This is a genomic window from Micromonospora sp. B9E7 (assembly GCF_039871815.1).
GTDB lineage: Bacteria > Actinomycetota > Actinomycetes > Mycobacteriales > Micromonosporaceae > Micromonospora.
In genome coordinates this window covers 210,526-230,191 of sequence record NZ_JBDPLX010000007.1, presented here as the reverse complement: position 1 = coordinate 230,191, position 19,666 = coordinate 210,526, and the positions used below count along the sequence as shown (strand labels likewise).

Below are 19,666 nucleotides of genomic sequence, written 5' to 3'. Positions count from 1 at the left end.
GGAGAACTCGGAGGATCCCATGACCGCTGCGGGGAATGGTGCACAGACCGCTGGCCGGCCCACCCGCCTGCCCCGCTCCGCGCGTCGTAAGCAGCTTCTCGCTGCGGCGCAGGAGGTGTTCGTCGCGCAGGGCTACCACGCCGCCGCGATGGACGACATCGCCGAGCGGGCCGGGGTGTCCAAGCCGGTGCTCTACCAACACTTTCCCGGGAAGATGGATCTCTACCTGGCCCTGCTGGACACGCACTGTGACGCCATCGTCGCCAAGGTGCACGACGCGATGCGCGGCACCAGCGACAACAAGGAACGGGTCAGCGCCTCGGTCCGCGCGTACTTCGACTTCGTCGACCACGAGAGCGAGGCGTTCCGGCTCGTCTTCGAGTCGGATCTGCGCAACGACCCGGCGGTGCGGCAACGGGTCGAGCGGGTCGAGCAGGGCTGCATCGCGGCGATCACCGACACCATCATCTCGGACACCGGTGTGAGCCGGGCACACGCCGAGCTGCTCGCCTCCGGGCTGGTCGGCGCCGCCGAGACGGCCGCGCAGTTCTGGCTGGCCGGTGGCCGGCAGGTGCCGAAGGCCGAGGCCGAGGCGTTGGTGGCCGCGCTGTCGTGGCGGGGCATCGCGAGCTTCCCGCTGCAAGGTGAGTCAGCCTGACCGTCGACCCCGTGATCGGATAGCCTTCGCAGGGCGGTTCTTTCGCCCCAGTTGAGGAGGCACAGTGGAGGTCAAGATCGGCGTGCAGTACGCGCCGCGCGAGCTGGTAGTGGACAGCGCGCAGTCGCCGGCCGAGATCGAGCAGATCGTGACCGACGCCTTCGCCGGTAACGGCGGCACGCTCTCCCTGACCGACGAGAAGGGCCGGCGGGTCATCGTTCCGGTCGAGAAGGTCGCCTACGTCGAGATCGCCGAGGCGTCTCCCCGAGCGGTCGGCTTCACCGTCCGCTGACCGGTCCGGCCATCGCGGCAGGTCGGCGTCCGGCCACCTGCCGCAGGCCGGCACCGGCCCCGACCGCCGCCGGCCGGGTTCCCGACCGCCGCCGGCCGGACCCGACTGGCCGGTAGGTCAGTTGTTCAGCCCGGCGGCGGCCATCCGCGCGGTGTGCGCGGCGGTGAGCCTGCCGAACAGCCCGGGCACGTCGACCCGGTCGCCCCGCGCGATCAGCGCGGTGAGTGTGGCCCGCTCGGCGGCGACACGGCTCGCCTGGGACAGCGCCTCGCCGACCAGCCGCCGCGCCCACATGGACAGCCGCCCGGCCACCCGGGGGTCGTCGGCGACTGCGGCTCGGATCTCGGCCGCCGCGAATTCGGCGTAACGGGAGTCGTGCAGGACGTCGAGCACCAGCGCCCGGTCCGGTTCCGCCAGCGCGTCGGCGATCTCCCGGATGAAGTCGTCGGTGATGGCGTCGCCGACGTACGCCTTGGTCACCACCTCCGCCCAGTCCCGGGGATCGGTCGAGTCGTGGTACGCCTGCAGCGGCTCGACGTAGGGGGTCATCGCGTCCTGCGGCGGCACGCCCAGCGCGGTGAGTCGGTCGGCGAGACGCCGGTAGTTGGCGATCTCGGCAGCCGCCATCTCGTCCAGCGCGGCACGTCGGCGCAGGTCAGGGGCGAGCCGGGCATCACCGGCCATCCGTTCGAAGGCGAGCAGCTCTCCGAAGGCGACCAGTCCCAGCAGGTCGGCGACGGCGGGACCGGGGGTGGTCGGCGTGGACACGAGCGCAGGCTACCCCGTAGGAGAACGCTCGGCTTGACGTGACATAGGTCACATTTACTTGCCCCGCGTGGCGAGTGGCCGGATGGGAATCGGGACGGGGGCATGCCTGTTCAGGTAGCATGGAGCAGTTGCCGTGGGCGCCGATCTGATCGAAGCTCAGCCCGCGGCGCGCGTGCGGCCCGGTCCGGCTCGGCAGTCTGCCGCCGACCGTGTGGCCCGCGTCATACCGAACGCGCCCTGAGGACATGACGGGCGCACCCACGAGAGGGCACCCCCACATCCACATGAGCGACCTGACTCAAGATTTGCTGGACGGCCAGGAACTGGCCCCCACCGCCCCGGTTCGGCCGGAGGCCCCCACGTTCGCCGCACTCGGCGCCCGCGCCGAGACCGTCGAGGCGCTGGCCTCGGCCGGCATCACCCGCGCCTTCGCCATCCAGGAGTACGCGATCCCGATCGCCCTGCGCGGCGTCGACCTGATCGGCCAGGCTCCCACCGGCACCGGTAAGACCCTCGGCTTCGGCGTACCCCTGTTGGATCGGGTCTTCGCGCCGGGCGAGGGAAGCGACGGCGTCCCCCAGGCGCTGGTCGTCGTCCCCACCCGCGAGCTCGGCATCCAGGTCGCCAAGGACCTGGCCGCCGCCGGCCGGACGCGCGGCGTCCGGGTGCTGCCGATCTACGGCGGCGTGGCGTACGAGCCGCAGATCGACGCGCTGCGCAAGGGCGTGGAGATCCTGGTCGGCACCCCCGGCCGGTTGATGGACCTGCAGAAGCAGAAGCACCTCCGTCTGGACCGGGTGCACGCGCTCGTCCTCGACGAGGCCGACCGGATGCTCGACCTGGGCTTCCTCGACGACGTCGAGAAGATCCTCGCGATGCTTCCGGAAGACCGGCAGACGATGCTCTTCTCGGCCACCATGCCGGACCCGATCGTCACCCTGTCCCGGCGCTTCCTGCGCCAGCCGATGACGATCCACGCCGGGCACACCGCCGAGACCGGCCCGTCGCCGCAGACCCAGCAGTTGGTCTACCGCACCCACTCGATGAACAAGGTCGAGGTGGTGGCGCGCATCCTCCAGGCGGAGGGGCGTGGGCTGACCATGATCTTCACCCGCACCAAGCGGGCTGCCGACCGGGTCGCCGAGGACCTCGACTTCCGTGGGTTCGCGGTCGCGGCGGTGCACGGTGACCTCGGCCAGGGTGCTCGCGAGCGGGCGCTGCGCGCCTTCCGCGCCGGCAAGATCGACATTCTGGTCGCCACCGACGTGGCGGCCCGAGGGCTGGACGTCACCGGCGTCACCCACGTGATCAACTACGACTGCCCCGAAGACCAGGACACCTACACCCACCGGATCGGTCGTACCGGCCGGGCCGGCGCGACGGGTGTGGCGGTGACCTTCGTCGACTGGGACGACATGCCGCGCTGGCGGATCATCGACAAGACCCTCGGTCTGGAGATGCCGGAGCCGCCGGAGACCTACCACACGTCGCCACACCTCTACACCGACCTGCACATCTCGACCGAGGTCAGCGGCACGCTGCCCACGGCCGAGCGCACCCGGGCCGGGCTGTCCGCCGAGATCGAGGAGGACCTGGGCGGGACGACGCGCTCCCGCCGGGGCGACAGCGGTGGCCGGGGTTCCCGACGCGGTGAGAGCCGTGGCGAGGGGCGGGGCGAGGGGCGGGGCGAGCGCCGTGGTCGGGGCGACAGCCGCCGCGACCGCTCCGACGCCGGCACCCCGGCCGTCGCCGAGGCAGCCGCGGGCGACCCCGCCGAGGAGGGCACCCGTACCCCCCGCCGCCGGCGTCGCCGCCGGGCCGGCGAGGTGGTCGCGGGCGAGGCGACCGCGGTGATCGCCGCCGAGACCGGCGCCTCCGAGCCCGCCGCCGCGTCCGACGGCGAGCCGTCGAAGCCCCGTCGCCGCCGGCGTCGCCGTGGTGGCGGCTCCGGTGCGGGTACGCCGGCCGAGGCGACCGCCGACTGACCAGCAGCCACACCTGACATCCCCCGCACCGCCGCGCGCGGTACGGGGGATGTTCCCTTCCCACCCCACCTGCCGAAGATGGAACGATGCCGGAACCACTGGACGCCGCCCTGACCGAGGTCCGGGCGCTGCTACTCGACCCCGCGTTGACCCGGGCGGTCGCCGCGGGACGTCGCCGCGGGCGCCGCCCCACCGTTGAGCGGGCCGAGCTGCGGCCGGTGACGCTCAAGGCCGGGCCCCGGATGCAGATCACCACGTCCGACGGCGCTCGCCCGTACACCCGCAACCTCGCGCCCGGCGCGGAGGCCGCCGTGGCGGTCGACGAACTGCTCGCCGAGCCGTTCGGCAACTGGCACGTGGAGACGGCCGACGCGACCCTCCAACTGCGGGTGACCAAGTCCGGCGAGGCGCAGGTGCACCGGGCCGCGACGTCCCGTCCGGTGGCCACGCCCACCGGAAATGACCGGGCGAAGGAATACCTGCTCGACCCCGGCGACCCGATCTTCGCCGAGATCGGCGGCTCGGCGGCGAAACGCCGCCAGGTGGACGCGTTCCTGCGGGCCCTGGCCGCGACCCTGCCCGACGACCTGACCGGTCCGCTGCGGGTGGTCGACCTGGGTTGCGGCAACGCCTACCTGACGTTCGCCGCGTACCGCTACCTGACGGGTCGAGGGCTGGACGTCCAACTGATCGGCGTGGACGTCCGGGAGGACCAGCGGCAGCGCAATACCGAGCTGGCGCAGCGGTTGGGCTGGGCCGACCAGGTCGGCTTCGTGGCCGGCACCATCGCCGACGCCGTCGTCGACCCCGCGCCCGACCTGGTGTTGGCGCTGCACGCCTGCGACACCGCCACCGACGAGGCGTTGGCCCGCGCGGTGCGCTGGGAGGCCCGCTGGGTACTGGCCGCGCCGTGCTGCCACCACGACCTGGCGAAGCAGCTCCGCGCCCACCCGGCCCCGTCCCCGTACGAGCTGCTGACCCGGCAGGGCATCCTGCGGGAGCGCTTCGCCGACGTGCTCACCGACGCGCTGCGCGCCGGGTTGCTACGGGTGCACGGCTACCGGGCCGAGGTGGTGGAGTTCGTGGACTCCCAGCACACGCCGCGCAACCTGCTGATCCGTGCCCGGCGTACCGGGGGCGAGCCCACCGAACCGCAGCGCGCGGAGTACCGCGAGCTGGTCGACCAGTGGCGGGTCACACCTCGGCTGGAGACCCTGCTCTCCGCCGAGCAGGTGGGCAGGGCCTAACGGCGGCGGTCGCTGCGCTTCCGGGCACCGTTGCGCTCGGTGGCACCGCCGTCGAGGACCGACACCCGGTCGATGCCGGACCGAGGGCCAACCCGGTCGCCGTCTGCCGGGGAGGTCGGGAACGGAACGACCTTGCCTGAACTCTCGGCGTTGCCGGCTGCGGCAAAGGCGTTCCAGGAGATGTCCACCAGCAGCTTCTTGATTTCGGCGTGCCGGATGGCCGCGCTGTGCTGCAACGCCATCCGGGCACCCAGCACGACGCCGACCAGCGTCGTGGTGATCGCGCCGGTGGCCGCCAGCACCTGGAGACCGGTCGCGGAACTGGTGCGGAGCACCAGGATCAGTACCCAGATCCAGAACCCGGCAGCGAAGACGCCGGCCTTGGCGACGAAGAAGAGGCTCACCGCACCGGGCTGGTACGGCTGGGGGCGGCTCGATTCGGCCATGGTGCTCCTCGGCGGTGGTGCGTTCGGACGCGGCAGGCGGAGGACGCCACGCCGGGACGGGCACCGAGCCTAGTGGAACAACGATGATGATCGCTCGATGCAAATTTCGGTCCGCAACATGCTGCCGGAGAAAAAGTCTCATCCACGGGACAGTTTGTGCGGTCAGTCAGTTGTTTCCGCCGTCGGGCGTACTACCCTCGGAAGGCGCATCGTCCCGGTGCTCCGGCGGGAGGGAAAGACACACAGGGATGGCATCAGCCGACGTATCACCGCAGATGGCCTTCGCCCGCTTCGTCCGGCGCGCCATCGATGACGCCCGCGACGAACGCGGCTGGACCGTAACTGATCTTGCCTCACACACGGGCGTTGGTCGCTCCACCGTGTTCCGCTGGCTCGCGGGTGACTGGCAGGACTATCCCGAGCTGGCCAAGGTGCGCGGCTTCTGCGCCGCACTGGACCTGCCGGTCGCGGCAGCCTTCCGCGCGCTCGGGTTGCCCGACGCCGGCCCCACGCCCCGGCGACGTCACGACGACGGCCCCGTCGAGGCGGACGTCCGCGCCATCCTGGACCGGCTGGCCGACCCCACGGTCCCCGCCGAGGAGAAGCACCACATCCGCGACCTGCTCCGCTACCTGGCCCGCCGCCCCATCCGCCGCGCCGGCTAACCCGCCGCGCCGCACGCCCCACGCGCCCCACTCGCGCAAGATCGTCACGACATCGGGGATGTTGCTGCTTCAGACTGGCGGGATGCAGCAACATCGCCGATGTTGTGCGGAAGGCAAGAGCTTCATGATCAACGGGGGCCGGGGCGAGGGGCCGGGACCGGGCTGGGGTCGGGGGCCGGGCTTTAGGGGATGGTCAGGGTGAATTCGGCGGTGTGGACGGTGGGGCCTACCTGGAAGTCGAGGTAGAGGCGGTAGCGGCCCGGGCCCGGGGTGGTCAGCCAGAACTTGATCTGACCGTCCACGAGTTCCGGCTCCGGGTGCACGTGCAGGTAGCCGAGGTCGCCCTCGCGCAACGCCACCAGGTGCCCGTACGCCCCGAGGTAACGCTCCAGCGGGGCGGCCCCGCCCACGCCGTCGACCCGGAAGGTCAGTGGCACTGTCGTCCCGGCCTGTGGGGTGCCCTGGTAGCCGACCGTGAACCCCTCCACAGTCGTCGAGGTGGCCGGCCCCGGCAGCGGACGAGGCTGGTAGTCACCGGGCACGACCAGGTCCGCGCCGAGGGTCACCGCGGTCTGCGCGCCGTCGTCCGCGACGACCGTGAAGTCGGCGTACGCGCGCCAGACGCCGGGCTGCGCGAGGGTCAACGGCACCGACCAGGTCCCGTCGGCCGCCATGGTCGGGTGCAGGTGCTGGTAGCCGGTCAGGTCCCGACGTACGACGATGAGGTGCATCGGCTTGTCGTGCACGACGGCGAAGCGGGTGACGGGCCGGCGTTGCACGTCGCGCACCTGGAAACGGAGCTGACCGGGACGACCGGCCGTGAACTCGCTGGACAGCGGCACCAGGGTGAGCCCGGCCGAGCTGACCGCCAGGCCACCCGGCTCGGTGGGCGCGCCCTGATCGGTGCCCGTGGCGGTGCCGTGATTGTGCGGGCCGACGCCCGGTGGGTCGGCGTGATCGGCGGCCAGCGAAGGGGCACCGGTGGTGGTGCCGCCCTCGTTCAGCCGGCCGAGGCCGAAACCGAGCAGGACCGCCAGCACCAGCCCGCCGACCACCAGGGCCAGCCGGAGTGTGGCCCGGTCCGGCGCGGCGGAGACCTGGTCAGGCACCGCCGACGCCCAGCACGTGACCCGCCTGGTCGACGGGGCTACTGCCCGCGACGGCGCGGGGGGCGGACTGCTGGTCGGTCATGCCGCCCACGGTACCGCCGCGTCGGGCCGGCTCGGACCGACGTCCGGACGGCGTGGCGACTGTCGCATTCGACGCCGCCCGGGAACTTCCACCAACCAGCCGTGAACGTGAGCCGCCGTGCGGGTCACCCAGCCACGGCGAGTGCGAGCGGAAGCACGTCGGGTGCGCCGGCCCGGCGCAGTGCCCGAGCCACCAGCGTCATCGTCCAACCCGAGTCGATCAGGTCGTCGACGAGAAGCACCGGGCCGTCCAGGCCAGCCAGCGTGTCGGCCAGGTCGGTCGGCACGGTGAAGGTGTCGTGCAGCGCGCGTACCCGTTGGGCGCTGTTGCCGCGCGGCCCGCCGGGGCCGCCCGCCCCGGCCGGCGTGACCTGGCCGAGGAGCGGCAGTCGGCCCACGGCGGCGATCCGCTCGGCGAGCGACCCGACCAGCCGGGGCCGCCGCCGCGAGCCGACCGCGACCACCGCCGCCGGCCGGCGGGGCCAGGGGTCGTCGCCGTGCGCCCACGCCTTCAGCACCTCCACCACGGCTGCGGCCACGTCGTCGGACACCGGCGCGTCCGGCGCCTCCGGACCGACAAGATCCCGCAGCCGGCCACCCCAACCCAGGTCGGAGAGACGCCCGACCGCACGGCCCGGCAGGGCCTGCTCCGCGGGGGCGATCCGGCCCTTGAGGGGTACGCCCACCGCGTCGAGCCCGGTCGGCCAGAGCTTCTTCGGGGCGATCTCCACACCGGGCCGGCCCAGGAAGGTCTGCGCGGCGGCGAGCGCGGCCGTCGACACGTCGGCGGCGAAGAGTGGGTCGGCACACCTGTCACAGCGGCCGCAGTCGACCGCGCCGGTGTCGTCCAGGCGTTCCCGTAGATACCGCATCCGGCAGTCGGACGTGGTCGCGTACTCCCGCATGGCCTGTTGCTCGACGGTGCGCGCCTCGGCGACGCGGCGCAACCGGGCCTCGTCATAGGTCCAGGGCTCGCCGGTGGCGAGCCAGCCACCGCGCACCCGACGGACCGCGCCGTCCACGTCGAGCACCTTGAGCATCAGCTCCAACCGGGCCCGGCGCAGGTCGACGAGGGGTTCGAGGGCCTGGGTGGAGAGCGGTCGGTCGGTGTGCAGGGCGGCCAGCACGGCCCGGACCTGCTGCTCCGGTGGGAACGCCAGCGAGGCGAAGTATCGCCAGATCGCGGCGTCCTCGACGCCGGGCAGCAGCAGCACCTCGGCGTGCTGCACGGCACGGCCGGCGCGGCCGACCTGCTGGTAGTACGCGATCGGCGAGGGCGGCGCGCCGAGGTGGACGACGAAGCCGAGGTCGGGCTTGTCGAAGCCCATGCCGAGCGCGCTGGTGGCGACCAACGCCTTGATCTTGTTGTCGAGCAGGTCCTGCTCGGCGGCCCGCCGGTCGGCGTCCTCGACCTGCCCGGTGTACGACGCCACCGGGTAGCCCCGGGAGCGCAGGAACTCAGCCGTCTCCCCCGCTGCGGCCACGGTCAGCGTGTAGACGATCCCCGAGCCGGGGAGTTGGTCCAGGTGGTCGGCGAGCCAGGCCAGCCGATGCGCCGGGCTGGGCAGGTCGAGCACCCCGAGGCGCAGCGACTCGCGGTCCAGGGTGCCGCGCAGGACGAGGGCGTCGCCCAACTGCTCGGCCACGTCCTGGGTGACCCGGGAGTTGGCGGTGGCGGTCGTGGCCAGCACCGGGGTGCGCTCGGGCAGCTCGGCGAGGAACGTACGCAGCCGCCGGTAGTCCGGCCGGAAGTCGTGCCCCCAGTCGGACACGCAGTGCGCCTCGTCGACCACCAGCAGCCCGGTGGTCGCGGCCAGCTTCGGCAGGACGCCGTCGCGGAAGTCCGGATTGTTGAGCCGTTCCGGGCTGATCAGCAGCACGTCCACGGCCCCGGTCTGGATCTCTGCGGTGATCTCGTCCCACTCGTCGAGGTTCGCCGAGTTGATCGTGCGGGCCCGGATGCCGGCCCGGGCCGCCGCCTCGACCTGGTTGCGCATCAGCGCCAGCAACGGCGACACGATGACGGTCGGGCCGTGCTCGCCGCCGTGCTCGCTGTCGCGCAGCAGCGCGGTGGCCACGAAGTAGACCGCCGACTTGCCCCAACCGGTGCGCTGCACACAGAGCACGCGCCGCCGGTCGACGACCAGCGCCTCGATGGCCCGCCACTGGTCCTCACGCAGCCGGGCGTGGTCACCGGCGAGCCGGCGCAGCACCGCCTCGGCCCGCTCCCGTACCGCTGCTCGATCGTGGCTCATCCGGCATTTCTACCAGCCGTCGCCGGAGAACCCCACGGTCAACGGTGCTCAGCGGGCTCCGACCGCGCCGTCGTGGGAGTGTGCACCGGCAGGACGGGCGGCGGCAGGAAGAGCAGGACGTCGCGGAGCCCGTCGACAACCGCGAGGGGCAGCGGGCAACGCGCCGCCAGCTCCTCCATCGACGCGTACGGGCCGCGTACCCACCGGTCCATCGCCACCTGCCGGCGTTGCGCGTCGGTGAGCCCGGGCAGCATGGCGAGCACGTGGTCGGGTACGGCGTTGACGTCGACGAGCCCGCCGTCGTCGAAGGCGCGGGGCAGGTCCGGTCGGCCGATCGCGAACTCCAGCCGCGCCGAGGGGTAGCGGTGCAGCAGGTTGCGCGCCTGCTGACGGCGAATCCGGCGCTCCTCGTCGCGGGCCTGGGCCACCTGCGGCCGGCCCGTGACCCGCCCCCAGACCCACCGGTTGAGCAGGACCACGTGCAGGGCGCCCACCAGCCAGCAGAGGCCGATCACGCCGAGCCCGAAGAACGCCTCGGCCGCCGAGTCCTCCTTCTCCAGGTCGTCGGTGGCGATCATGAAGACCAGCAACACCGCAGTGAGGAGATAGCCGACGGCCGCGAGCCCGAGCCGTCGACTGCGCCGCCGCACCGCGTACGCCAGCATCACCAACCAGGTCCCGGTGCCGAACGACAAGAGTGGCAGGAAGGTGCCGAGGACGGTGGCGGTGGTGCTCACCCACGTCGGCAGCGGCTGCCGCTCCCGGCGCGGCTGGTCGACCGCGAACGGGGAGGGCGGCCCGGCGGGCAGGCCGGCCAGTGCGGGGTGAATCGGCGAGGGTAGATCCGCGTAGCGAGGGACGGGTGCCGCGACCGGCGGGGCGGGTGCCTGGAGCGGGACGGCCGAGGCGGGCCGCTCTGCGTACCGGACCTCGGCGGTGAGGGTCGGGTCAGCGCGCAGGATTCGCCCGTGCAGCTCGCGGAGCGCCTCGCCGGGCCCGATGCCGTGCTCCTCGCGGAGCAGGCTGTCGATGTCCCGGTACGCAGCGAGTGCCTCGGCCTGCCGCCCGCTGCGGTACAACGCCAGCATGTACTGGTGGCGTAGCCGCTCCCGGACCGGAAACTCGGCCACCAACTCGACCAGCTCGCCGACCGTCTCGCGGTGCCGCCCGCTGTCCAGTTCCAGCTCCGCACGGGTCTCCAGGGCGACCGCCCGCAGCTCCACCAGGCGGTGCCGGGCGGCCTCGAACACGCCGCCGGAGAAGCCGGTGAACGGCTCACCGTGCCACCGGGCCAGGGCATCCGTCAGCTCGGCCAGCGCCTGCTCCGGACTCTCGGACGCGTGCCGCCGGGCGGCCTGGACGCCCCGCTCGAAGCAGATCGCGTCCACCGCCTCGGGGTCGACCCGGAGCAGATAACCGGCATCGGTCAGGCTCAACACCTGCCCGGGGGTACGCGGCGAACGGTCCGGCTCCAGCACCCGGCGCAGCCCGGCGACGTACTTCTGCACGACGTTGGGGCCGTTCGCGGGCGGATCCTCCGGCCAGACCGCCTCGATGATCTGCCCGGTGGACACCGGACGACCCGTAGAGAGCAGCAGTACGGCGAGCACCGCGCGCTGCTTGCCCGGACCGAGGTCGATCTCCCGGTCGGAGTACCAGGCCCGCTGAGGCCCGAGGATCTCGAATCGCAGCTGTCCTGACATGCGAGTTTCCGCTCCTGACACCCCCGCGAGCACCGGACGGCAGTGCCCGGCAGCCGGACGGCAGCATATCGGCAGCCGGACCGCCGTGCGGGTCGGCAGCATCGTCGTCGGCAGAAGCCACGCAGCGAGAAAGAGACATGTGATGACACAGGCAACGGGCACCGCCGGCACCTTCCGACGGGCGGTCGGCACGGTCACCGCCGTACTGGCCGCGACCACCCTCCTCGGGGGTTGCGGGCCGAAGGACGAGCCCGCCGCGGCGCCGCAGAACAGCCCGGCCGCCAGCCCGAGCGCCAACCCGAAGGACGCGCTCCTGGACGCCGTACCGGACGGCTCCGAGGGGGCGTTCCGGTTCAGCGGCAAGGACTCGTCGAGCACGATCGACGGCCGGATCGACCCGGCGGCGAAGGCGTTCGAGCTCAACATGAACATGCCGCCGGACTCCGACGGCATCGTGGTGAAGATGTCGTTCCTGGTGATCGAGGACCAGAACTGGGTGAAGGCGAAGTTCAGCGGCCGTTCCGGCCTGCCGAAGTTCCCCGACAAGTGGATGAAGGTGGACCCCAAGAAGCTGACCGACGCCGCGAGCATCCCGACCTACGACGGCGTGGACCAGGGCAACGCCGGTCCGCTCATCCAGGCGGCCACCTCGGTCGAGGAGAAGAGCCCCGGGCAGTACGTCGGGTTCATCGACGTCAGCGACGCGGAGGCGGCGAAGGCGTTGGAGGACGGCGAGGCGGCGGCGCTCGGTGAGGCGGCCAGGAAGGTGCCGTTCACCGCCGTGGTCGGTGCGGACAAGCGCCTGGCCTCGCTGACGCTGAAGATCCCGGCCGCCGGCAAGGCGAAGGCGTACGACTACGTCGTCAACTACGCCGACTACGGCACCGCACCGAAGATCACCGTCCCGACGGCCGCCACCTCGACCCAGGCCCCGGCGATGGCGTACGAGATGTTGAACGGCTGACCCACAGGACGAGGGGCGGCGGCCACACGGGGGGCCGCCGCCCACAGCCGGTTGATCAAGAGGTTTGCGTCATCGTTCGGCCGAATCCTGACGCAAACCTCTTGGTCAACAAGGGTCAGCGGCGGGGGCGGAGGGCTCGGGTCAGGTGGGCGACGCGGGGGGCCAGGCCCGCCAGACCCCCGGGGAAGAAGTAGACGGCCAGGATGAAGACCGTCCCCAGGACGAACAGGGGCTGGCTCAACGGGTGACTGAGGACAGCCGGCAGGTTGTCGACGGCGTCACTCGTGCCGAACGCGGTGAGCCGGTGGTCCAGGTACATGTAGAGGACACCGCCGAGCACCGGACCCCACCGGGTGCCGGGCCCGCCGAGCACCACCATGACCAGCAGCGACAGGGTCAGCTCGGAGGACGTGATGTGCGGCGACGCGCCGCCGACGATCAGGACGTAGACCACCCCGCCCGCCGACGCAAGCCCGCCGGCCAGGGTGAACGCCACCAGCTTGTAGCGGTACGGGTCGAGGCCGAGCACGCCGATCCGCCGCTCGTCGTCGCGCAGCCCGGCGAGCACCCGACCGGTCGGTGACCCGCTGACCCGGTGCACCACGAAGACCACCAGCGTCAGGTACGCCAGCGCCAGCCAGTACAGGTTGACGGTGTTCGTCACCCCGACCAGCCCGGCGGGCAGCCCGGACACGTCCAGCGGCAGGCCCTCCTCACCGCCGGTGAGCCCGCCGAAGTCGCGGGCCACCAGGATCGCCCCGACCTGCGCGAAGGCCAGCGTCACCATGGCGAACGCGATGCCCACGGTCCGCAGCGCCACCGCGCCGAGCAGCGCGGCGAGGATCGTGCCGCCGGTGACGGTCAGCAGGGCTGCCTGCCACAGCGGCAGACCGGCCCGGGTGACGAGGATGTCGGTCCCGTACACGCCGGCGGCGAAGTACAGCGCGTGCCCGAAGGAGAGCATCCCGGTCCGGCCGAAGAGCAGGTCGTACCCGGCCGCCAGCCCACCGAAGATCAGGCAGATGGCGAGGAGTTGCAGGGTGCCGGGCGAGTTGACCGGCCCCTCGAAGATCCCTGGCAGGGAGATCGTCGAGTACGGCAGGATCGCCAGCACGACAAGCGCGACGAGCGGCAGGAACGGGCGGACCCGGTGCCACCGCCCCCGCTGCGGGGTCAACTCGTCCGGCACCTGCGCGGGAGGCGCGTCGATCACCGTCATGCCGTTGCCACCTTTCCGGCGATGCCCTGCGGACGCAGCAGCAGCACCACGGCCAGCAGCCCGACCACGCAGATGTCGCCCAGCCCGGACGTGCCGTAGTAGTTGACGAACTGCTGCACCAGCCCGACCACGACCGCCGCGTACGCGGAGCCGACCACCGAGCCCATCCCACCGATCACCACCACGATGAACGCGAAGATCAGCAGTGAGCTGCCCTGACCGGGCGAGACGGTGCCGAAGTAGACGCCGCCGAGCGCGCCGGCGAGCGCGGCTGCCGCCCCGCCGATCGCGAAGACCAGCGTGAACGCCTTGCGCACGTCGATGCCGAGCGCGGTCACCATCTCCCGGTTCTCCACTCCGGCCCGGATCACCAGGCCGTACCGGGTCCAGCGCAGGAACGCCAGGATCGCGCCGAGCACCAGCACCGCCGCGATGATCAGCAGCAGACCCCCGTTCGGCACCTGCGCGCCGAGGATCCCGGTCACCTGCCGGGTCCAGTCGGGGCGCGGGAACGGCCGGGCATCCGCCCCCCAGGTGGCCTGCAACAGCGCCACCCCGGCCAGCGACAGGCCGACGGTGACCAGCACCTGCTCGATGGTGCGGGAGTAGAGCGGACGGATCAGCACCAGCTCGACCAGGATCGCCACCAGCGTGCCGGCAGCCACCCCGAACGCGACCGCCAACACGAAGCCGAAACCGTCGGGGCCCGCGCCCGGCACGTTGCCCGCCGCCCACCAGGTGCCGTACGCGCCGACGCCGAGGAACAGCCCGTGCGCGAAGTTGAGCACGTCGGCCAGGCCGAAGACCAGGGACAGGCCGGAGGCGACCAGGAAGTACAGCGCCGCCAGGCCGAGCCCGGTCAACGCCAGGAGGATGACGGTCCCCATCAGTGCTTCACCTCCGCCGAACCGACACCCAGCAGCGACCTGGTCAACGCCGTCTCCAACAGCAGCTCGTGGGCGTCTCCGGTCCAGGCCACCTTGCCGGCGGCCAGCACCACCGCGTCCCGGGCCAGTCGTCGTACGACGGCCAGGTTCTGCTCGACGAGCAGCACCGGCACCGACTCCGCGACCCGTTCCAACACCTCGGCCACCTCGGTCACCACCTTCGGCGCCAACCCCTTGGTCGGCTCGTCGACCAGCAGCAGTCGGTTGTCGTTGAGCAGCACCCGACCGATGGCGAGCATCTGCTGCTGCCCGCCGGAGAGCGAGCCGGCCCGTTGCCGTCCGCGCCGGTCCAGCTCCGGAAAGAGCGCGAAGACCTTGTCGTACGCCGGGGTGGTGCCGCGCCGTTCGGCGAGCCGGAGGTTCTCGGCGACGGTGAGGCCGGCGAACACGTCCCGGTCCTCGGGCACGTAGCCGAGCCCACCGCGCACCAGCCGGTGGGTGGGCTGGGTCAGCAGGCTCTGCGCGCCCATCCGGATGGTGCCGCGGACCTCCCCGGCGGGCGGGGTGAGGCCGAGGATCGCGCGCAACGTGGTGGTCTTGCCGACGCCGTTGCGGCCGAGCAGGACGGTCACGCCGGTCGGGGCGACCGTGAAGGACACCCCCTGGAGGATGTGCAGTCCGGAGATCCGGACCGACAGCTCCTCCACACTGAGGATCGGTTCCATCAGAGCTGCTCCCCCAGGTAGGCCTCTTGCACCGTGGGGTTGGCCATCACCGTCTCGGGGGTGTCGCAGGCCAGCAGAGCGCCGTGGTGCATGACGGCGATCCGGTCGGCCAGCTCCAGGATGACGTCCATGTGGTGCTCGACCATCAGCACCGCCCGGCCGCTGTCGCCGGTCAGCGACTTGATGACAGCGACCAGCTCCGGGATGTCCTCGGCGCTGACCCCGGCCATCGGTTCGTCCAGCAGCATCACCCGAGGTTCACCGGCGAGCAGCAGGGCGATCTCCAACTTGCGCTTCTCGCCGTGGGCCAGGGTGCCGGCGAGTGCCGTACCCCGGTGGGCGAGGCCGACCCGGTCGAGTGCCGCGTCGGCGGCGGCGGCCACCTCCCGGTCGGCCGCCGAGGGCGGCGGCGGCGGTCTCGGCCCGCACATCGCCGAGGGCGCCGGCCCGGCCGCCGATGTAGAACGCCCAGCCGGAGATCCCGAGCAACCGGGCCCGGCGCAGCGTGGTCGGGTCCCGGCTGAACGCGTCGCCCAGGTCGAGCACGACGGGTTTGCTGGCGGCGGCGGCCTGCTCCGGTGTCATCCGGGCACCGCCCTCGGACAACCCGACCGGTCACCCACGACGACTCCCCGACCCGGGGTCACCCGCCGTGGACGGTCCGCGTACTCGTCGTCGTCCATCGATGGTCAGTCTGCCGCGCCGACGCCCGCGTCCGCATCCCCCTCTTCGGCCGCCAACGCCTCGATCGCCGCCTCCACCTCACCCGCGCGCCGCCGAGCCGAGGTGACCGCACGCTCGGCAGCGCGCCGAGCGAGCTTGGCCCGGCTGAGATCCTGCTCGGCGACCGCCCGTCGCCGCTCCAACTCGGCCAGCTCGGCCTCGATCCCGTCGAGTACGGCAGCACCGTCCCGCTCCTGCGCGGTGGCCTCGGTCAGCTCGGCCTCGACGCGTTCCTGGTCGGCCCGGGCCAGAGCCATCTCCCGGTCCAGGGTGCGGCGCTGCCGGGCCCGCTCGGCGCGGGCCGCCCGCTGCGCAGCCCGCTCGGCCTGCTCCGCGCGCTCCGCTGCCCGGTCCGTGCGGGAGGCTGCCTCGGGGCGTCCCCGCTGGGCACCCGGTCGGCGGGCCGGGCGCTCCTCCTGCTGCTCTTCGTCGTCGCCGGTGACCAGCCGCAGTTGTGGCCGGGGCACCTCACCGAAACCGGCGTAGCTGGTCGCCCGGAGCAGGCGTCCCGCCCGGACCTGCTCGGCGACCTCGGCGTCGGAGAACGCCGCGTTGAGGGTCGCCTCCACCTCGGCCAGTGGCAGCCGACCCGCCGGTGGCGCGTCCGGCTCCGCCGCGGCGAGCTTGCGGACCTCGACGACCAGGGCACCGACCACAGCCCGACGCTGCGCGGACAGCTCCCGCAGCCGGGGTCCGCGCAGCTCCCGCTGGGCGGTGCGGAGCGCGTCCGCGAGTTGCACCAGGTCGGCCACCAGCTCGGGGCGACTGATGGCGAGCAGGTTCACCAGCCAGGCGGCCACCGTCGGACGACGCAGCCGGGCCAGCTGTCGGGCGGTGGTCGCGTCCCCGGCACGGCGGGCCTCGGCCACAGCGGCGTCCCGGGCGGCCACGAACCGGTCCGGTGGGGTGCGGTAGAGCTGCTGCACCAGCTCCGTCGAGGGGCCGGGCATCGGTCAGACGTCCACCCGGCTGCCGGGCTCCAGCCGCTGGTAATCGGTGCCCGACAACGCCGTGTACTGCCGGTCGAGCACACCCAGCCCGTTGTCGTTGAGCAGGGCGTCGTGCAGGGCGTACACGCGTCGGGGTGCGACCGCCCGGATGAAGTCGAGCACCTCGGAGAACTTCGACCAGGGGGCGTGGATCGGCGCGAAGAGCGTGTCGACGGGTGTCTCGTCGGGCACCACCAGGGAGTCCCCCGGGTGATAGACGACGTCGTTGATCAGGTAGCCGAGGTTGTCGATCACCGGGATGTCCGGGTGGATCACCGCGTGCCGCCCCCCGTACGCGCGGACGGCGACCCCGGCGGCGGTGAACGACTGGCCGGCGGTGACCGGACGCAGGGCCTCGGCCGCGTCGCCCAGGGTCTCGGCGAGCGAGGCGGGGCCGTGGATCGGGAACGGCCGCCGGTCGAGCTGTAGGCGGACCGCCGCCAGGTCGAGGTGGTCCGGATGTTCGTGGGTGATCAGCACCGCGTCCGCACCGTCCAGGGCCACCGTCGGGTCGCTGAACACCCCGGGGTCGACGACGAGCACTCCGCCGTCGTGCTCCACCCGAAGGCAGGAGTGGGCGTACTTGGTGAGCCGCATCGTGACTCCTCGATTATCGAATCGTGACGTCCTCAGCGCAGTCTGCCGGAACCAGCCGACGCGTGCGCCGCGTCCGAGCTATCGCCACACCGGACGACGACGATGGGAGCGGGGATGGACGGACGGACGGTACGACGCCGGGGCACAGCGCTGGCGGTAGCGGCACTGGCGGCCGCGCTGGTGCTGACGGGTTGCAGTGCGAGCGACAGCGGGGCGAAGGACACCGCGGGCTCGGCCGCCGAGGCACCGGCGGCGGCGAACGGCGGCGAGGCGGGCAAGGACACCGCCAAGGGCGGGACGCAGGAGGCGGCCGGTGCCGGCGCACCGGACCTGCGGGTCGACCAACGGGCGATCATCTACACGGGGACGATGCGCGTGCAGGTGGACGATGTGGACGTGGCCGCCCGTGAGGCTATCGCCGTGGCCACCCGGGCCGGTGGCTTCGTCGGCGGTGACCAGAGGCGCAGTGCTGACGAAGACGCGGTGGCGGAGTTGCAGCTGCGGGTGCCGGCACCGAGGTTCGCCGGCGCGGTGGAGGAGATCTCGAAGCTCGGCCGGCCGCAGAGCCGGGAGATCGACACCCAGGACGTCACCGAGGAGACCGTCGATCTGGACGCGCGGATCACGAGTCAGCGTGCCCGGGTGGACAGTGCCCGCCGTCTGCTGTCCCGTGCCACCACGATCACGGACCTGGTGACGTTGGAGAACGAGTTGGGTCGCCGGGAGGCCGACCTGGCGTCGCTGGAGGCGAAGAAGCGTCGACTGGCCGACCTGACCGCGCTCTCCACGATCACCGTGTCGCTGGCCGGGCCGGCGACGAAGAAGGCGAGTGAGGAGAAGGCCGAGACCGGTTTCCTGGTCGGGCTCAAGGGTGGCTGGAAGGCGTTCGTCGCCTCGTTGACCGTCCTGCTCACCGTGCTGGGGGCGCTGCTGCCCTGGCTGGTGGCAGTCGGCGTACCGGTGGCGGTGCTGCTTCTGGTGCTACGTCGGCGGAAGAGGACCTCGGCCCCGGCCGCTCCGGTCAGCGCGCCGCTGCCAGTGCCCGCAGCGCGGTCTGCACCATGACGCGTACGCCGGCCGGGATGGCCCGCTCGTCCACGTCGAAGCTGGCGCGGTGCAGGTCGACGTTGGGGCCGGAGCGACCCACGCCGAGCCGGGCGAGGGCGCCGGGGACGTACTCCAGGTACCAGGAGAAGTCCTCGCCACCCATGCTCTGCGGCGTCTCCGCGATCCCTTCCGGGCCGAGCGCGGCGGCGGTGGCGGCGGTCAGCACCTGGATGGCCCGGGAGTCGTTGCACACCGGCGGCCGGCCCCGCAGGTATTCCAGGTCGACCGTGGCGCCGGTCGGGGCGATCACGTCGCGGACCACCTGAGCGACGATCTTGGGAGCCTGCTCCCAGGTGTCGCGGTCCATCACCCGCAGGGTGCCGGAGGCGCTCGCCTCGGACGGGATGACGTTGTACCGGGTGCCGGCCGAGGCGTGGCCGAACACCAGCAGCAGGCCACTGTTGGCCGGCACCCGGCGGCTGACCAGGGCGGGCACCTCGGTGATCAACCGGCCGAGAGCGTCGACCAGGTCGACGGTCAGGTGCGGGCGGGCGGTGTGCCCGCCCGGACCGGAGAGCCGGACGGTGACGTTGTCGGCGGCCGCGGTGATCGGGCCGACCCGCAGGCCGACCTTCCCCACCGGCTGGTTCGGGTCGCAGTGCAGCGCGAAGATCTGCACCACGTCGTCCAGGCCGCCGGCTTCGATGACCTCCAGCGAGCCGCAGGGCAGGATCTCCTCGGCCGGCTGGAAGATGAGCCGGACCCGCCCCTCCAGCTCGCCGAGGTCGGCGAGCTGGGCCAGCAGCATGCCGACGCCGAGCAGGATCGTGGTGTGCACGTCGTGCCCGCAGGCGTGGCAGACGCCCGCCACGGTCGACCGGTAGGGCACGTCCTTGGAGTCGTCGAGCGGCAGGGCGTCGATGTCGGCGCGCAGCGCGATCACGGGGCCGTCCGGCCTGCCGTTGACGTCGCAGATCACGCCGTTGCCCTTGGGCAGCAGGCGCGGGTTCAGCCCGGCCAGCGACAGCTCCCTGGCGATCAGCGCGGCCGTCTCGAACTCGTTGCCGGACAGCTCAGGGTGCGAGTGAAGGTGACGGCGCGTAGCGATCAGCCCCGGTACGCGGAGCGCGAGGAGGTGGTCCAGTTCGCGGGGCAGGGGCTGGGAGCCGGGCGGCGTCTCCAGCCAGGACGACGCCAGCTGGCCATCCGTGGGCAGCGTCAACGCACTCGTCACGTCGAATTCTCGATCACTAGAAATGGATGGATCATCGGGGACAGCAGACAGCCTAGACCTCCGACGGTGACG

At 72.5% G+C, this 19,666-nt stretch carries 18 protein-coding genes and 2 pseudogenes; 7 read left to right on the top strand and 13 right to left on the bottom strand.

From position 1 onward, the window contains the following. Window positions 1-19 precede the first annotated feature (19 nt). Complete coding sequence (locus tag ABGB10_RS14425; RefSeq protein WP_203152031.1) at window positions 20-658, top strand: TetR/AcrR family transcriptional regulator; 639 nt, start codon at window positions 20-22, stop codon at window positions 656-658. 64 nt (window positions 659-722) lie between these two features. Continuing rightward, window positions 723-950 (top strand): DUF3107 domain-containing protein, encoded by a 228-nt coding sequence (locus tag ABGB10_RS14420; RefSeq protein ID WP_179781071.1) that lies wholly within the window; start codon window positions 723-725, stop codon window positions 948-950. 117 nt (window positions 951-1,067) lie between these two features. On the opposite strand, the gene ABGB10_RS14415 is transcribed toward ABGB10_RS14420, so the two are convergent. Next, the gene (locus tag ABGB10_RS14415) at window positions 1,068-1,718 is read right to left on the bottom strand and encodes a ferritin-like fold-containing protein (RefSeq protein ID WP_347661374.1); all 651 of its coding nucleotides are present in this window, start codon (window positions 1,716-1,718) and stop codon (window positions 1,068-1,070) included. Window positions 1,719-2,002: 284 nt separating this feature from the next. Here ABGB10_RS14415 and ABGB10_RS14410 point away from each other — a divergent pair, with 284 nt between their 5' ends. After that, entirely contained in the window at window positions 2,003-3,703 is a 1,701-nt protein-coding gene (locus tag ABGB10_RS14410) for a DEAD/DEAH box helicase (protein WP_347661373.1), read from the top strand. 86 nt (window positions 3,704-3,789) lie between these two features. Next, window positions 3,790-4,950: an SAM-dependent methyltransferase gene (locus ABGB10_RS14405; RefSeq protein ID WP_347661372.1), complete on the top strand. Its 1,161-nt coding sequence runs from the start codon at window positions 3,790-3,792 to the stop codon at window positions 4,948-4,950. On the opposite strand, the gene ABGB10_RS14400 is transcribed toward ABGB10_RS14405, so the two are convergent. Then, window positions 4,947-5,396: a hypothetical protein gene (locus tag ABGB10_RS14400; protein ID WP_347661371.1), complete on the bottom strand. Its 450-nt coding sequence runs from the start codon at window positions 5,394-5,396 to the stop codon at window positions 4,947-4,949. The two genes, ABGB10_RS14405 and ABGB10_RS14400, sit on opposite strands and share 4 nt — an antisense overlap. A gap of 248 nt (window positions 5,397-5,644) precedes the next feature. On the opposite strand from ABGB10_RS14400, the gene ABGB10_RS14395 reads away from it, so the two are divergent. After that, window positions 5,645-6,061: a helix-turn-helix domain-containing protein gene (locus tag ABGB10_RS14395; RefSeq protein WP_088987517.1), complete on the top strand. Its 417-nt coding sequence runs from the start codon at window positions 5,645-5,647 to the stop codon at window positions 6,059-6,061. 182 nt (window positions 6,062-6,243) lie between these two features. Here the strand turns inward: ABGB10_RS14395 and ABGB10_RS14390 are convergent, their stop codons facing one another. The 3 genes from ABGB10_RS14390 to ABGB10_RS14380 form a co-directional block, all read right to left on the bottom strand. Then, the gene (locus ABGB10_RS14390) at window positions 6,244-7,170 is read right to left on the bottom strand and encodes a hypothetical protein (RefSeq protein ID WP_347661370.1); all 927 of its coding nucleotides are present in this window, start codon (window positions 7,168-7,170) and stop codon (window positions 6,244-6,246) included. 206 nt (window positions 7,171-7,376) lie between these two features. Continuing rightward, the gene (locus ABGB10_RS14385; RefSeq protein WP_347661369.1) at window positions 7,377-9,506 is read right to left on the bottom strand and encodes a DEAD/DEAH box helicase; all 2,130 of its coding nucleotides are present in this window, start codon (window positions 9,504-9,506) and stop codon (window positions 7,377-7,379) included. Between the two features lie 38 nt (window positions 9,507-9,544). Beyond that, a complete protein-coding gene (locus ABGB10_RS14380) occupies window positions 9,545-11,209 on the bottom strand; it encodes an AfsR/SARP family transcriptional regulator (protein ID WP_347661368.1) in 1,665 nt (554 codons plus the stop codon). 142 nt (window positions 11,210-11,351) lie between these two features. On the opposite strand from ABGB10_RS14380, the gene ABGB10_RS14375 reads away from it, so the two are divergent. Then, on the top strand, window positions 11,352-12,173 hold the full coding sequence (locus ABGB10_RS14375; protein WP_347661367.1) for a hypothetical protein: 822 nt from the start codon (window positions 11,352-11,354) through the stop codon (window positions 12,171-12,173). A 115-nt stretch (window positions 12,174-12,288) separates the two neighbouring features. Here the strand turns inward: ABGB10_RS14375 and ABGB10_RS14370 are convergent, their stop codons facing one another. The 7 genes and pseudogenes from ABGB10_RS14370 to ABGB10_RS14340 form a co-directional block, all read right to left on the bottom strand. Next, window positions 12,289-13,392 carry a branched-chain amino acid ABC transporter permease gene (locus tag ABGB10_RS14370; protein WP_347661366.1) on the bottom strand — a complete coding sequence of 368 codons (1,104 nt, stop codon included), beginning with the start codon at window positions 13,390-13,392 and terminating at the stop codon, window positions 12,289-12,291. After that, entirely contained in the window at window positions 13,389-14,279 is an 891-nt protein-coding gene (locus ABGB10_RS14365) for a branched-chain amino acid ABC transporter permease (protein ID WP_347661365.1), read from the bottom strand. Before ABGB10_RS14365 ends, ABGB10_RS14370 begins: the two co-directional genes overlap by 4 nt. After that, entirely contained in the window at window positions 14,279-15,004 is a 726-nt protein-coding gene (locus tag ABGB10_RS14360) for an ABC transporter ATP-binding protein (RefSeq protein WP_347661364.1), read from the bottom strand. Before ABGB10_RS14360 ends, ABGB10_RS14365 begins: the two co-directional genes overlap by 1 nt. After that, window positions 15,004-15,405: pseudogene (locus ABGB10_RS14355) on the bottom strand (ATP-binding cassette domain-containing protein); the annotation flags it as partial. The pseudogene ABGB10_RS14355 and the gene ABGB10_RS14360, both read right to left, overlap by 1 nt. Continuing rightward, window positions 15,401-15,589: pseudogene (locus ABGB10_RS14350) on the bottom strand (hypothetical protein); the annotation flags it as partial. The pseudogenes ABGB10_RS14355 and ABGB10_RS14350, both read right to left, overlap by 5 nt. Before the next feature lie 104 nt (window positions 15,590-15,693). Continuing rightward, complete coding sequence (locus ABGB10_RS14345; RefSeq protein ID WP_347661363.1) at window positions 15,694-16,677, bottom strand: hypothetical protein; 984 nt, start codon at window positions 16,675-16,677, stop codon at window positions 15,694-15,696. A 3-nt stretch (window positions 16,678-16,680) separates the two neighbouring features. Further along, window positions 16,681-17,313, bottom strand: coding sequence for an MBL fold metallo-hydrolase (locus tag ABGB10_RS14340; RefSeq protein WP_347661362.1), 633 nt, complete (start codon window positions 17,311-17,313; stop codon window positions 16,681-16,683). A 114-nt stretch (window positions 17,314-17,427) separates the two neighbouring features. Here ABGB10_RS14340 and ABGB10_RS14335 point away from each other — a divergent pair, with 114 nt between their 5' ends. Continuing rightward, window positions 17,428-18,378 carry a DUF4349 domain-containing protein gene (locus ABGB10_RS14335; RefSeq protein ID WP_347661361.1) on the top strand — a complete coding sequence of 317 codons (951 nt, stop codon included), beginning with the start codon at window positions 17,428-17,430 and terminating at the stop codon, window positions 18,376-18,378. On the opposite strand, the gene ABGB10_RS14330 is transcribed toward ABGB10_RS14335, so the two are convergent. Further along, the gene (locus ABGB10_RS14330; protein ID WP_347661360.1) at window positions 18,335-19,594 is read right to left on the bottom strand and encodes an amidohydrolase; all 1,260 of its coding nucleotides are present in this window, start codon (window positions 19,592-19,594) and stop codon (window positions 18,335-18,337) included. The genes ABGB10_RS14335 and ABGB10_RS14330 overlap by 44 nt on opposite strands. Window positions 19,595-19,666: the final 72 nt, after the last annotated feature.

Excerpts from the sequence above, each read along its gene's own strand:
- ABGB10_RS14425 (WP_203152031.1), top strand. The coding sequence starts at position 20 with ATGACCGCTGCGGGGAATGGTGCACAGACCGCTGGCCGGCCCACCCGC.
- ABGB10_RS14410 (WP_347661373.1), top strand. The coding sequence starts at position 2,003 with ATGAGCGACCTGACTCAAGATTTGCTGGACGGCCAGGAACTGGCCCCC.
- ABGB10_RS14405 (WP_347661372.1), top strand. The coding sequence starts at position 3,790 with ATGCCGGAACCACTGGACGCCGCCCTGACCGAGGTCCGGGCGCTGCTA.
- ABGB10_RS14400 (WP_347661371.1), bottom strand. The coding sequence starts at position 5,396 with ATGGCCGAATCGAGCCGCCCCCAGCCGTACCAGCCCGGTGCGGTGAGC.
- ABGB10_RS14395 (WP_088987517.1), top strand. The coding sequence starts at position 5,645 with ATGGCATCAGCCGACGTATCACCGCAGATGGCCTTCGCCCGCTTCGTC.
- ABGB10_RS14385 (WP_347661369.1), bottom strand. The coding sequence starts at position 9,506 with ATGAGCCACGATCGAGCAGCGGTACGGGAGCGGGCCGAGGCGGTGCTG.
- ABGB10_RS14380 (WP_347661368.1), bottom strand. The coding sequence starts at position 11,209 with ATGTCAGGACAGCTGCGATTCGAGATCCTCGGGCCTCAGCGGGCCTGG.
- ABGB10_RS14375 (WP_347661367.1), top strand. The coding sequence starts at position 11,352 with ATGACACAGGCAACGGGCACCGCCGGCACCTTCCGACGGGCGGTCGGC.
- ABGB10_RS14370 (WP_347661366.1), bottom strand. The coding sequence starts at position 13,392 with ATGACGGTGATCGACGCGCCTCCCGCGCAGGTGCCGGACGAGTTGACC.
- ABGB10_RS14365 (WP_347661365.1), bottom strand. The coding sequence starts at position 14,279 with ATGGGGACCGTCATCCTCCTGGCGTTGACCGGGCTCGGCCTGGCGGCG.
- ABGB10_RS14360 (WP_347661364.1), bottom strand. The coding sequence starts at position 15,004 with ATGGAACCGATCCTCAGTGTGGAGGAGCTGTCGGTCCGGATCTCCGGA.
- ABGB10_RS14345 (WP_347661363.1), bottom strand. The coding sequence starts at position 16,677 with ATGCCCGGCCCCTCGACGGAGCTGGTGCAGCAGCTCTACCGCACCCCA.
- ABGB10_RS14340 (WP_347661362.1), bottom strand. The coding sequence starts at position 17,313 with ATGCGGCTCACCAAGTACGCCCACTCCTGCCTTCGGGTGGAGCACGAC.
- ABGB10_RS14335 (WP_347661361.1), top strand. The coding sequence starts at position 17,428 with ATGGACGGACGGACGGTACGACGCCGGGGCACAGCGCTGGCGGTAGCG.